Annotated in this window: 14 protein-coding genes; 10 read left to right on the forward strand and 4 right to left on the reverse strand. The window is 56.3% G+C overall.

What is annotated here, in order from left to right:
- Window positions 1-191: 191 nt before the first annotated feature.
- From hisJ to hisP, 4 genes are all read left to right on the forward strand, one after another.
- Window positions 192-974, forward strand: coding sequence for a histidine ABC transporter substrate-binding protein HisJ (gene hisJ / locus WFK85_RS03890; RefSeq protein WP_008459733.1), 783 nt, complete (start codon window positions 192-194; stop codon window positions 972-974).
- Between the two features lie 74 nt (window positions 975-1,048).
- The gene (locus WFK85_RS03895; RefSeq protein ID WP_008459735.1) at window positions 1,049-1,735 is read left to right on the forward strand and encodes a histidine ABC transporter permease HisQ; all 687 of its coding nucleotides are present in this window, start codon (window positions 1,049-1,051) and stop codon (window positions 1,733-1,735) included.
- A complete protein-coding gene (locus WFK85_RS03900) occupies window positions 1,732-2,445 on the forward strand; it encodes an ABC transporter permease (RefSeq protein WP_039305135.1) in 714 nt (237 codons plus the stop codon). Before WFK85_RS03895 ends, WFK85_RS03900 begins: the two co-directional genes overlap by 4 nt.
- Window positions 2,446-2,455: 10 nt before the next feature.
- Window positions 2,456-3,229: a histidine ABC transporter ATP-binding protein HisP gene (gene hisP, locus WFK85_RS03905; protein ID WP_008459737.1), complete on the forward strand. Its 774-nt coding sequence runs from the start codon at window positions 2,456-2,458 to the stop codon at window positions 3,227-3,229.
- Between the two features lie 128 nt (window positions 3,230-3,357).
- On the opposite strand, the gene WFK85_RS03910 is transcribed toward hisP, so the two are convergent.
- Window positions 3,358-4,308 carry a sugar-binding domain-containing protein gene (locus WFK85_RS03910; protein ID WP_166990889.1) on the reverse strand — a complete coding sequence of 317 codons (951 nt, stop codon included), beginning with the start codon at window positions 4,306-4,308 and terminating at the stop codon, window positions 3,358-3,360.
- A 194-nt stretch (window positions 4,309-4,502) separates the two neighbouring features.
- On the opposite strand from WFK85_RS03910, the gene dalD reads away from it, so the two are divergent.
- The 3 genes from dalD (at window position 4,503) to WFK85_RS03925 (ending at window position 8,714) form a co-directional block, all read left to right on the forward strand.
- Window positions 4,503-5,897 carry a D-arabinitol 4-dehydrogenase gene (gene dalD / locus WFK85_RS03915; RefSeq protein ID WP_166990892.1) on the forward strand — a complete coding sequence of 465 codons (1,395 nt, stop codon included), beginning with the start codon at window positions 4,503-4,505 and terminating at the stop codon, window positions 5,895-5,897.
- A gap of 9 nt (window positions 5,898-5,906) precedes the next feature.
- Complete coding sequence (gene xylB, locus WFK85_RS03920; RefSeq protein ID WP_336706904.1) at window positions 5,907-7,373, forward strand: xylulokinase; 1,467 nt, start codon at window positions 5,907-5,909, stop codon at window positions 7,371-7,373.
- Window positions 7,374-7,436: 63 nt separating this feature from the next.
- Window positions 7,437-8,714, forward strand: a complete 1,278-nt coding sequence (locus WFK85_RS03925) for an MFS transporter (protein WP_336706905.1) — start codon at window positions 7,437-7,439, stop codon at window positions 8,712-8,714.
- Window positions 8,715-8,750: 36 nt separating this feature from the next.
- Here WFK85_RS03925 and WFK85_RS03930 read toward each other — a convergent pair whose 3' ends face one another.
- The 3 genes from WFK85_RS03930 to yfcG form a co-directional block, all read right to left on the reverse strand.
- Window positions 8,751-9,644 (reverse strand): TIGR01777 family oxidoreductase, encoded by an 894-nt coding sequence (locus tag WFK85_RS03930; RefSeq protein WP_336706907.1) that lies wholly within the window; start codon window positions 9,642-9,644, stop codon window positions 8,751-8,753.
- A gap of 23 nt (window positions 9,645-9,667) precedes the next feature.
- Window positions 9,668-10,027: a dihydroneopterin triphosphate 2'-epimerase gene (gene folX, locus WFK85_RS03935; RefSeq protein ID WP_192810979.1), complete on the reverse strand. Its 360-nt coding sequence runs from the start codon at window positions 10,025-10,027 to the stop codon at window positions 9,668-9,670.
- A gap of 77 nt (window positions 10,028-10,104) precedes the next feature.
- Window positions 10,105-10,734 carry a GSH-dependent disulfide bond oxidoreductase gene (yfcG, locus tag WFK85_RS03940; RefSeq protein WP_336706909.1) on the reverse strand — a complete coding sequence of 210 codons (630 nt, stop codon included), beginning with the start codon at window positions 10,732-10,734 and terminating at the stop codon, window positions 10,105-10,107.
- Between the two features lie 151 nt (window positions 10,735-10,885).
- Between yfcG and yfcF the strand changes: the two genes are divergently transcribed.
- From yfcF to yfcD, 3 genes are read left to right on the forward strand one after another with little or no spacing between them, the layout of a single operon-like run.
- On the forward strand, window positions 10,886-11,530 hold the full coding sequence (gene yfcF / locus WFK85_RS03945) for a glutathione transferase (protein ID WP_166992878.1): 645 nt from the start codon (window positions 10,886-10,888) through the stop codon (window positions 11,528-11,530).
- Window positions 11,531-11,587: 57 nt separating this feature from the next.
- Window positions 11,588-12,139, forward strand: coding sequence for a phosphodiesterase (gene yfcE / locus WFK85_RS03950; protein WP_336706911.1), 552 nt, complete (start codon window positions 11,588-11,590; stop codon window positions 12,137-12,139).
- 58 nt (window positions 12,140-12,197) lie between these two features.
- On the forward strand, window positions 12,198-12,740 hold the full coding sequence (yfcD, locus tag WFK85_RS03955; protein ID WP_039305105.1) for an NUDIX hydrolase YfcD: 543 nt from the start codon (window positions 12,198-12,200) through the stop codon (window positions 12,738-12,740).
- Window positions 12,741-12,765: the final 25 nt, after the last annotated feature.

Genomic DNA, 12,765 nt, shown 5'->3' on the forward strand with positions numbered 1-12,765 from the left:
GTTTATCCCTTAGTCTGTAGCCCGGTTTTGAATATATTCTTAACCGGGCAGGATAACTATGCAGTGGTGCAGTCCCGTTCCGGCTGCACCGTTATGGTGCGAAAACGGTTTGTTCGCAACGTGTTGCGTAAGTTTTCCCTGTTTGTAGTGGGTGTGAGCCTTAAGTAACGGACAGTCTATTGAGGATAATTATGAAAAAGCTGGTTTTGTCTCTTTCTCTGGTGCTGGCGTTTTCCAGCGTGACCACAGCATTCGCTGCCATTCCGAAAACCCTGCGGATTGGCACGGACCCAACCTATGCGCCATTTGAATCCAAAAATGCTCAGGGCCAGCTGATCGGCTTTGATATCGATTTGGCGAAAGAACTCTGCAAGCGCATTAACACCCAATGTACCTTCGTTGAAAACCCATTGGATGCGCTGATCCCGTCGCTGAAAGCGAAGAAGATCGACGCCATCATGTCTTCGTTGTCCATCACCGAAAAACGCCAGCAGGAAATCGCCTTTACCGACAAGCTGTACGCGGCAGATTCTCGTCTGGTGGTGGCCAAAGGTTCCCCGATTCAGCCGACCCTTGAGTCGCTGAAAGGCAAGCGCGTCGGCGTGCTGCAGGGCACCACGCAGGAAACCTACGGCAATGAACACTGGGCGCCAAAAGGCATCGAAATTGTCTCCTATCAGGGACAAGATTCCATTTACGCCGACCTGGCTGCCGGACGTATTGACGCCGCCTTCCAGGATGAAGTCGCCGCCAGCGAAGGCTTCCTGAAGCAGCCGGTGGGCAAAAACTATCAGTTCGGTGGCCCGTCCATCAAAGACGACAAGCTGTTTGGCGTAGGCACCGGCATGGGCCTGCGTAAAGAAGATAACGAACTGCGTGAGGCGCTGAACAAGGCGTTCGCGGAGATGCGTAAAGACGGCACTTACGACAAATTAGCGAAGCCGTACTTTGATTTTAATGTGTATGGTGAATAAGCCTTACCGGTGACAAAGGCCCCGCGTCAGACGGGGCCCAATAAGCAGCAAACACTGACGACAGGATACGCACCATGTTGTATGGCTTTTCCGAAGTAATTTTCAAAGGGGCTCTGGTTACGCTTGAGCTGGCGCTCGCCTCGGTTGTCCTTTCCGTGCTGATTGGGCTTGCCGGTGCTGGTGCAAAACTGTCCAAAAATCGCCCACTCGCTTTGCTATTTGAAGGCTACACCACGCTGATTCGCGGCGTGCCTGATCTGGTGCTGATGCTGTTAATTTTCTACGGGCTGCAGATGCTGCTCAACAGCATTACAGATGCGCTGGGAATGGCGCAGTTTGATATCGACCCAATGATCGCCGGGATCATCACGCTCGGTTTTATCTACGGGGCTTATTTCACCGAAACCTTCCGTGGGGCCTATCTTGCCGTGCCGAAGGGCCATATTGAGGCGGCCACCGCCTTTGGCTTTACCGGGTCACAAACTTTCCGCCGTATTCTGTTCCCGGCCATGATGCGCTACGCGCTGCCGGGGATAGGTAACAACTGGCAGGTGATCCTCAAAGCCACCGCGCTGGTTTCTCTGCTTGGCCTGGAAGACGTGGTGAAAGCCACGCAGCTCGCCGGGAAAAGCACCTGGCAGCCGTTCTACTTTGCGATTGTCGCCGGGATTATCTACCTGGTCTTTACCACGGTTTCAAACGGAGTGCTGCTCTGGCTTGAACGCCGCTATTCCGTTGGCGTCAAGAGGGCCGAGCTATGATCGATATTATTCACGATTACTGGCAGTCGCTGCTGTGGACGGACGGTTACCGCTTTACGGGCGTCGCCATTACGCTGTGGCTGTTGATTACGTCGGTGGTGATGGGCGGGATTCTGGCGCTGTTCCTCGCCATTGGGCGCGTGTCCAGCAACAAATTTATTTCGTTCCCCATCTGGCTCTTTACCTACGTATTTCGCGGCACGCCGCTCTACGTGCAGTTGCTGGTGTTCTATTCCGGGATGTACACGCTGGAGATAGTCAAAGGGACGGAGCTGCTGAACGCGTTCTTCCGCAGCGGCCTGAACTGTACCGTACTGGCGCTGACGCTCAACACCTGCGCCTACACCACGGAGATTTTCGCCGGTGCTATTCGCTCGGTTCCGCACGGTGATATTGAAGCGGCGCGCGCTTACGGCTTCTCAAAAGTGAAAATGTACCGCTGTATTATTCTGCCTTCCGCGCTGCGTATTGCGCTGCCGGCCTACAGCAACGAAGTGATCCTGATGCTGCACTCTACGGCGCTGGCGTTTACCGCCACGGTGCCGGATCTGCTCAAGATTGCCCGTGATATCAACTCCGCAACCTACCAGCCGTTTACCGCGTTCGGCATCGCGGCCGTGCTGTATTTGATTATCTCTTATGTGCTGATAAGCCTGTTCCGCAAAGCGGAAAAACGCTGGCTGCAGCACGTTAAACCCGCTTCGCACTGAGTGACTTCTGATGGCTGAAATTAAATTAAACGTAACGGATCTGCACAAACGCTACGGCGAACATGAAGTGCTCAAAGGAGTGTCTCTGAAGGCTAACGCCGGGGACGTGATCAGCATCATCGGTTCGTCTGGCTCGGGCAAAAGTACCTTTTTGCGCTGCATTAATTTCCTTGAAAAACCAAGTGAAGGCACGATTGTGGTCAGCAACCAGAACATCAATCTGGTGCGGGATAAAGACGGTCAGCTCAAAGTCGCCGACAAAAACCAGCTGCGCCTGCTGCGCACTCGCCTGACGATGGTGTTCCAGCACTTCAACCTGTGGAGCCACATGACGGTGCTGGAAAACGTGATGGAAGCGCCTATTCAGGTGCTTGGGCTGAGCAAGCAGGAATCAAAAGAACGGGCGATTAAGTACCTGGCCAAAGTCGGCATCGACGAGCGTCAGTACGTTAAATACCCGGTGCATCTGTCCGGTGGCCAGCAGCAGCGCGTTTCCATTGCCCGTGCGCTGGCGATGGAGCCGGAAGTGCTGCTGTTTGACGAGCCTACTTCGGCGCTTGACCCGGAGCTGGTGGGCGAAGTCCTGCGCATTATGCAGAAGCTGGCGGAGGAGGGGAAAACCATGGTCGTGGTCACCCACGAGATGGACTTTGCCCGGCATGTTTCCAGCCACGTTATCTTCCTGCATCAAGGGCGCATTGAAGAAGAAGGCCCGCCAGCCGAGCTGTTTGGCAGCCCTAAGAGCGCTCGCCTGCAGCAGTTCCTTTCTGGTTCGTTGAAGTAATCCCTCACCCTAACCCTCTCCCAAAGGGAGAGGGGACTGATGGTTTTCTCCCTTCCGAATCGGAGTGGGCATTCATTGTTTTCCCCCTCTCCCTCTGGGAGAGGGCCGGGGTCAGGGTGAATAACGCCTCACCTCTCAGCCAACAACCTTACCGCCGTACTCTCATCCGTTACCAGGCCTGACATCCAGCGACCGGTCAATGCTGCTTTGATGGCGGCAAATTTTCGCGCTCCACCGGAAAAAGCGATGATCTTACGTGGGTTATCGCTTTGCAGCGGCACGCTGGTCAGCAGAGCATCCAGCTCGCTGTAAACGCGCTGGCCACCGTGGTCAAAGAAATGCCCCAGCATTTCACCGGCAACGCCCTGGCGGTGCAGCATGTTGACCTGCTCGTCGGTAATAAAACCCTCGGCGTTCAGCGGGCAGCCGATGTCCACCTCGCCAACACCGAGGAACGCGACATTGGCCGCCAGCGCCCGGTCTGTTACTCGCTGGTACACTTTATGCCGGCACCACATGTCTCTGTCTTCTTCGCTGTCGGCGTACAGAGGGGCGGGGATGAAATAATATTTGCCCTGCATTTTTTCCGCCATTTTTAGCGGCATGTCATAGCGCGTACCCGAGTCATCGCGCGCAATCGCCCCAATCATTGAGACGCAGTGGTGCTGCGGGCGTTCGATCCACGGCAGCACGTCGATGATTGAGCGCAGCGTTTTCCCGGAGCCGATGCCGAAAACCTGCGGCTGCTCGTCGGCGATAAACTGTGACATCACTTCGGCACCTTCCACCGCCAGCATCTGCTGGATAGCTTCGTCATCCAGCCCTTCCGAAGGCACCACGCGGCAGATTTCCAGGCCGAAACGCGCCTGGACTTGCTGCGCCAGCTTCAGGCAGCGGGCGACCGGATGGGCAATTTTCACCGTTACCATACCCTGCTCGCGTGCGGAAGAAACCAGCCGCTGAGCGACCTGACGGGAAATGCCCAGTTCGCGGGCAATATCCTGCTGCGTCATACCTGCCACGTAATACATCCAGGCAACGCGTGCGGCTTGCTCTTGTTTTTTCTCTTCTCTGCTCATGGCGACACCTTATGACTCTTTGAAACACATTCTACTCCGCGCGCGTTTCGTTGGTAATTGGGCAAAAGTCATTTTGATGGGCAAATGTTGTCTGTGTGAGTTTGATCTCAGAAAGACGGCACCTGCCGCAACTAGACTATAACAATCGGGCAAATGCCCATGAAAATGACAAATGCTTAATTCTGAGGTGAATCATGACGACGAAATCGGTATGGATGCATATTGGCGCAGGTTCTTTCCACCGTGCCCATCAGGCGTGGTATCTCAACCAGCTGCGCGAGCAGGGCGATGACGGCTGGAGTATTTCGCTGGGCAACATCCGCGATGATGCCGGCGAGCTGCTGAGTCAACTGGCGGCGCAGCACGGCGAATACGTGCTGGAAACCGTTACGCCGGAAGGTGTCCGAGCCTACGAAAAGATTGCCTCTATCCGAAAAGTGCTGCCGTGGGATAAAGAGATTACAGCCCTGGTTGAAGAGGGGGCCAGAGCGTCGACCCGCGTGATCGCCTTCACCGTCACCGAAGCCGGGTATTATCTCACGCCGCAGCACGAGCTGGACGTTCATCAGCCGGATGTCAAAGCCGATCTTGCCGGGGGTATGACCACGCTTTACGGCGCGCTCAGCCGCATTTTGCATCGGCGTATGAGCAACGGCGGTGAGCCGGTAACGCTGCTCAACTGCGATAACCTGCGCCACAACGGCGAACGCTTCCGCCACGGCTTTCTGTCGTTCCTGAAGGCGAAGGGCGACCACGCGCTGTTTGACTGGGTGAGCACCCACACCGTGTCGCCTAACACCATGGTTGACCGTATTACCCCTCGCCCTACGGCAGACATTGCTCCACGGGTGAAAGCGGCGACGGGGTTCGACGATAAGGTGCCGGTGATGGGGGAGTCTTTTATTCAGTGGGTTATCGAGGACGACTTTATCAACGGTCGCCCGCCGCTTGAGAACGTTGGCGTCGAAATGGTGAAATCAGTGCTGCCGTATGAAGAGGCAAAAATTCGCATTCTGAACGCCAGCCACAGCTGCATAGCCTGGGCGGGGACGCTGACCGGGCTGAACTACATTGATGAAAGTACCGTGCAGCAGCCGATTAGGCAGATGGCATGGGACTACGTCACGGAGGATGTTATTCCTTCACTGTCGCCAAGCCCGTTGGATCTGGCTGAGTATCGGGATGTGGTGCTGGCCCGCTTTAGTAATCCCTATATCAAAGACACCAACCAGCGCGTAGCGGCCGACGGCCTGTCCAAGATCCCTGGCTTTATTACCCCGACGCTGATGGAGTGCTATCAGCGAGGTGAGGAGCCTGCGGCCACGGCGGTTCTGCCCGCACTGTTCTTCCTCTTCCTGCAGCGCTGGGTGCAAGGTCAACTGCCTTATGAGTACCAGGATGGCGTCATGCAGGACGACGCGATTCGGGCCTTGTTCGCCGCTCCTGAGCCGCTCAAAGCCTTTGTCAGCGACGAAACTTTGTTTGCTGAACTCGCGCATTCCTCCGCTTTCCATGAGCTGATGGCGCGGACGGTCACTCGCCTTGAGGCGTGGATCAAGTCTCCTCAATCGCCTTTGGCAGCAGCTTAAGGAGGCGCTATGTATCTTGGTATCGATATCGGCACCTCTGAACTAAAGGCTTTGCTGATTGACGGGCAGGGTGAAATTTTAGGCTCTGCTCACGCGGCATTAACCGTTCAGCGCCCGCATCCGCACTGGGCGGAGCAGGATCCTGAGGCCTGGTGGCAGGCGACGCAGCAGGTGGTCTCTACGCTGCGCCAGCAAATACCTGATGCCTGGGCGAAAATTCGCGCTATTGGCTTGTCCGGGCAGATGCACGGCGCGGTGCTGCTGGACGACCAGGGAAAAGTGCTGCGTCCCTGCATTCTGTGGAACGACACGCGCAGCGCCGAACAATGCGCTCGGCTCACGGCAGAACACCCTGAATTTCTGACCATCAGCGGCAACCTGGTGATGCCCGGTTTTACCGCCCCGAAGCTACGCTGGGTGGCGGAGCACGAGCCGGAAATCTTTTCCCGCGTGGATAAGGTGCTGTTGCCGAAAGACTACCTGCGCTGGCGGCTGAGCGGCGCGTTCGTTTCTGACCCGTCGGACGCCGCCGGAACGCTGTGGCTGGACGTGGCAAAACGTGACTGGTCAGACAAACTGCTGGCGGCGACCGGACTAACCCGCAGCCAGATGCCGCGCCTGGTAGAGGGCAGCGAAGTCAGCGCCGTTTTACGTTCCGCCCTGGCGACCGAGTGGGGGCTTAGCTCCGGCGTCAACATCGCCGGTGGCGGTGGCGATAATGCTACCTCGGCAGTGGGCGTTGGCGCGGTGAACAGCGGCGATGCGTTTATTTCGCTCGGCACGTCTGGCGTTATCTTCGTGGTAAACGACGAGCTGCAAACCCGCCCTGAATCCGGCGTGCATGCTTTTTGCCACGCTCTACCTCAGCGCTGGCACCAGATGAGCGTAATGCTCAGCGCCGCCAGCTGCCTGCGCTGGGTGTGCAATCTGCTGTCGGTCACCGAAAGCCAGCTTATGGAGGAAATGGCAGATCTGAGCGACGAGCAGAAAAAGCATGCGCCAGTTTTCCTGCCTTATCTGTCTGGGGAGCGCACGCCGCATAACGATGCTCACGCCATGGGGAGTTTCTTCGCACTCAACCATGAAACCAGCCGTGCCTTACTGGGGTATTCGGTGATTGAGGGCGTGACTTTTGGCATGGCGGACGGCATGGCGGTGCTGGAGACGTCCCGCAGCCAGATTACCCAATGCAGCCTGACCGGCGGAGGGGCGCGTAGCGCTATCTGGGCGCAGCTGATTGCCGACGTGCTGGATGTGCCGATTGTGACCCATCCGGCGAGTTCCTCCGGAGCGCTCGGTGCTGCTCGCCTTGGCTGGTTGGCCGACGGCGGCGTAGAAGAAGTTGTTTGCCGCAAGCCTCCTGTTCAACAGCGCTTCACGCCGCGTAAAAAACTGCAAAGTGTGCTGCAGCAGCGGTTGTCCGTGTTCCATCTGCTTTACCAACAACAAAAAGCCGCTTGTAAGCTGCTGCCCTGACGGCCCTTCCGGCGGCCTCTCTGCCGCCGGAAACCCCTGTACCCGTGAACGAGGAAGAGTGTGATGCAATCTAAACACTACTGGTTTGGTTTACCTAAACATCTGCTGTGGGGATTTGTCGCCATCGCTATTTTTATGAGCGGCGATGGTTTCGAGATGGCGTTTTTGTCTAAACACATTACCGACATGGGCTTTACGCCCGCGGAATCAGCGATGGTGTTTACTCTGTATGGCCTTGCGGCAGGTCTGGCGGCCTGGGCTTCCGGCGTAGTCGCTGAGCTTATCACCCCGCAAAAAGCAATGCTGATTGGTTTTGTGACCTGGGTCGTGATGCATGCATTGTTTATGACGCTTGGCCTCGGGATGCGTAACTACCCGCTGATGCTTCTGTTTTACGGCATTCGCGGCCTGGCTTATCCGCTGTTTATCTACTCCTTCATGCTGATGTTGGTGCAGGTGGTACCGCGTGAGAGGCTGGCGGCGGCAACGGGCTGGTTCTGGGCGATGTACTCTATCGGCATCGGCGTGGTAGGGAGCTATCTGCCCAGCCTGACTATCCCGGCATTTGGCGAAACGGGGACGCTGTGGATGGCCATTGCCTGGGTCACGGGCGGGGGGCTTATCGCCTTCTTCAGCCTGCGTAATGTACCGGTTGACCGTTCGCGGGTTAATTTGCCGCTGAAAGAGAAAATGACGGAGATGTCGCGGGCCGTGACCATTCTGTTCAGCAACCGTGACGTGTTTTACGCCTGTCTTATCCGCATTATTAACACGCTGTCGCTGTTTGGCTTTGCGATAGTGATGCCGCTGTTGTTTGTTGACCGTCTCGGTTTTACGATTTCAGAATGGCTGCAAATCTGGGCGGTGTTCTTCTTCGTCACCATTTTCACCAATATCTTTTGGGGAATCATGGGGGAGTACATCGGCTGGATCCGCCAGGTTCGCTGGTTCGGCTGTTTAGGTATGGCGATCTCCAGCCTGACGTTTTATTACCTGCCGGTGTGGGTGGGGCATAACTTCTGGGTGGCGCTGATCCCGGCGGTCATGCTCGGCACTTTTGTCGCGGCGTTTGTGCCGATGACGGCGGTGTTTCCAACCCTGGAGCCGCATCATCGCGGGGCGGCCATTTCCATCTATAATCTGTCGGCGGGGATGAGCAACTTTGTGGCACCGGCTATTGCATCACTGATCCTGCCGTTTTTCGACATTGTGGGCGTAGTTTGGGCGTACACCGGGCTGTATCTGTTCGCGGGCGTGCTGACGTTTATCATCAAAGTTCCGCAGCCGAAAAGGGTGAAGGATAAAGCTGACGCGGGGAAAATGAGCCCTGTAGAGCAGTAAAATGAAAAAGCCGGGGATAAACCCGGCTTTTTGCCGTTAGCGAATCACATCCGCCAGAGCTTCATCTAAATCAAACCAGCGGAAGCCAAAGCCGGATTCCTCAAGGCGTTTAGGCAGCGCCCGCTGCCCGCCGAGCACTAACACCGAAGATTCCCCCATCAGAAGACGAATGGCCGTGGCCGGGGCGCGAAGTATCGCCGGGCGCTTGAGGGCATGGCCGAGAGCATGGGAAAACTGTTCGTTACGAACCGGGTAAGGGGAAACCAGATTAAACGGCCCGCGCAGGTCGTTATCCAGCAGCCAGAGAATGCCGTTTACCATATCGTCGACGTGGATCCACGCCAGATACTGCCTGCCATTGCCGATGGGGCCGCCGAGCCCCAGCCGGAACAGCGGCAGCATTTTGGCCAGAATTCCGCCTTTGGGGGCTAAAACAACGCCGGTACGTAACAGGCAAACTCGCGTCTTTTCACTTTGCGCACCACAGGCGATTTGCTCCCAGCGGGCGCAAAGCTTGTGGGTAAATTCGTTGTGGGGAGGTTCGTCTTCGGTAACGACCACTTCGCCAAGGTCGCCGTAATAGCCGGTGGCTGACCCGGAAATGAAGACTTTGGGCGGCTGCTGGCTGGCTTTAAACAGCTCGACCAGCCGCTCGGTGATTTGCCAGCGGCTCTGGCACAGGCGCTGCTTTTGCTCCTCGCTCCAGCGCTTATCGGCGATCGGCTCCCCGGCCAGGTTGATGACCGCGTCAAAGGCGTCGAGATTCTGTAAGCCGTCGAGCCCTTTGAGCAGTACGACGCGATTATTCAGCCGCTTGCGGGCCTTTTCCGGCGCACGCGTGACGACCGAAACAGTATGGCCCAGCTCGAGCAGGCGAGCTGTCAGGTGGCGGCCAATCAGCCCGCTGCCGCCGGTAATCAGGATCTCCATACTTTCCTCCCACCTGGACGCGCTTATCGCCGCCAGCTCAGGGTCATGGATACCGAGTCGGCGTAGCGGAGCGCGTGAAGTTTATCGATCTCTACTTCAGCATATGTCACCCACGGGTGGGCGCATGCGATGTTCAGCACATCCTGAGTTAATTTTTCCAGCAGGGAGAAGCGGTTATTCTCAACCAGCTGGATGATGTCTTTGGTCACGGTGCGGTAGTTCAGCGCGTCGTTGATGTCTTCACTCTCCCTGGCTTTGCCCGCTGGGTAGTGGAGAGCGACGTTAATCACGACATCCTGCCGGTTGGCGATCTCTTCTTCTTTGATACCAATAAAAGTCCGCAGGCGCAGGTTTTTAATGCGAATAATGGCGTCTGGTTGCATGGATGACATTGCAGGTTCCTTATTAGTCTTTTCCCGCCACAGGATACACCAGCGCGGGAAAAAACCTGAACCGGGGATTATCCCTTCTCTGCCCGCTGATAAGCCTTCACGGTGGCAGGCCGGGTGCGGATCCGCTCAAACCAGTTCCTTACCGCCGGGAAATTGGCGAGGTCAACGCGCTGGCGCTCATGGGACACCACCCAGGGATAAGTCGCGATGTCCGCAATGCTGTAATCGTGGCCGCCAAGCCACGGGGCTTTCTCCAGCTGTTTATTGAGTACGCCGTAAAGACGCTGGGTTTCAACCTGGTAGCGCTCGATAGCATAAGGGACGGGCTGCGGAGCAAAGTGGTTGAAATGGTGATTCTGGCCCAGCATCGGGCCGAAGCCGCCGACCTGCCAGAAAAGCCACTGCAGCGTGGCATGGCGGGCGCGCAGTTCTTTGCTGAGGAGTAACCCGGTTTTATCCGCCAGATAAAGCAAAATTTCGCCGGACTCAAAGAGACTTAAAGGCTCGCCGCCGTCGGCCGGTTTGTTATCCACGATGGCAGGAATTTTGTTATTCGGCGAGATAGCCAAAAAATCCGGGCGAAACTGTTCGCCTTTGCCGATATCGACCCGGTGGATTTTGTACTCCAGGCCGGCCTCTTCCAGAAACAGGGTAATTTTATGGCCGTTTGGGGTAGGCGCATAATAAAGTTCGATCATGGTCACTCCAGGGGTTAGTCCATTTTGGCAAATGTTTCGAGTATAGAAGTTATTGCTATTTCTGCACCGCAATGGTGCGTTTTAAGCGGATGACAAAACGCTTTTTTCGCTCTATGTTCAATAACCTGTCGCGCGAATAAGTGAGGATATGATGAGCCAGCCTGCCATTACGTTGTGGACCGATAGCCAGTGTTTCAGCCCCTATGTGCTTTCCGTTTTTGTTGCGCTGAAAGAGAAAGGACTCGCCTTTGCGCTGCAAACCATCGACCTCGCCAGTGGCCAGAATTTAAAGCCTGGCTGGAAGGGGTTTGATCTGACTCGCCGCGTGCCGGTGCTGGCGGTTGGCGATTTTGTGCTCAGCGAATCCTCCGCCATTGATGAATATCTGGAAGAGCGTTTTGCGCCGCCGACGTGGGAACGCATTTATCCTCATGACATTGAAAAACGCGCCCGGGCGCGGCAGGTGCAGGCGTGGCTGCGCAGCGACTTAATGCCCATTCGGGAAGAGCGCTCCACGGCCGTGGTCTTTGCCGGTGAGAAAAAACCGGCGCTAAGCCCGGCGGGCCAACAGGCTGCAGAGAAGTTAATCGCTACCGCAGAGCATTTGCTCCCGCAAGGGCAGCAGAATTTGTTTGGTGAATGGTCTATCGCCGACACCGACCTGGCGCTGATGCTCAACCGTCTGATCCTGAATGGGGATGAAGTGCCTGAGCGGCTGAAAGAGTATGCGAGCTTTCAGTGGCAGCGCGCGTCGGTGCAGCTTTGGCTGGCACAGTCGGCCAAAAACGCAGGCTGATAGCGGGCGGGGAATTCGTTATCATTAGCGGATTGTCATTACTGGAGCCAGGGATAAATGAAACTGATGTTTGCTTCGGACCTTCACGGTTCGCTACCCGCTACGAAAAAAGTCCTGGAACGTTTTGCACACAGCGGCGCGAAATGGCTGGTTATTCTGGGCGACTTACTGAATCACGGTCCTCGGAACGCGTTGCCCGAAGGCTATAATCCTTCGGCGGTGGCGCAGTGCCTGAATAGCGTTGCCGATAAGATTATCGCGGTGCGCGGAAACTGCGACAGCGAAGTGGACGAGATGCTGCTCCAGTTTCCGATTACCGCGCCCTGGCAGCAGGTTTTGCTGGCGGAGCAGCGGCTTTTTCTGACCCACGGGCATCTTTATCATCCTGGGCATTTGCCGCCGCTGTCCGCTGGCGATGTTCTGATTTTCGGCCATACGCATCTTCCGGTTGCAGAAAAGCACGAACAGATCTATTTGTTTAATCCAGGCTCTGTCAGCATACCGAAGGGCGGTTTTGAGGCCAGTTACGGGATGCTGGATGATGGTGTTCTGACCGTTCGCACGCTGGAGAGTGATGGGGTTATTGCACAGGTGCGTATTACCCCGTAACGTTGACAGGTTAATCCAATAACGCGCCGTAAGAGCGCCCCTGAATAAGGTTTCCCTGATGGTGGAACAGAGTCATTTTGTCGGCACGGAATGGGTAGATATTGTTAATGAGGACAATGAGGTCATCGCGCAGGCAAGCCGCGAGCAAATGCGTGCGCAGCGGCTGCGTCATCGCGCGACCTATATTGTTGTTCACGATGGCATGGGCAAAATTCTGGTGCAGCGTCGCACCGAAATTAAAGACTTCATGCCGGGCATGCTGGATGCTACCGCAGGCGGCGTAGTACAGGCGGATGAACAAATGCTCGAGTCAGCTCGCCGCGAGGCGGAAGAAGAGCTGGGTATTGCCGGCGTGCCGTTCGCGGAACACGGGCAGTTCTACTTCGAAGACGATAGCTGCCGCGTTTGGGGCGGGCTTTTTAGCTGCGTGTCCCACGGGCCTTTCGCGCTGCAGGAAGAAGAAGTCAGCGAAGTGAGCTGGATGTCCCCGGAAGAGATCACCGCGCGCTGTGACGAATTTACCCCTGATTCGCTGAAGGCGCTGGCGCTGTGGATGACCCGCAACGCCAAAAACGAGTCACAAAGCGAAGAAAGCGAGTAATTGTTGGCCCTCACCCCGATCCTTT

This window comes from Cedecea sp. VD22 (assembly GCF_037150195.1).
Taxonomy (GTDB): Bacteria; Pseudomonadota; Gammaproteobacteria; order Enterobacterales; family Enterobacteriaceae; genus Cedecea.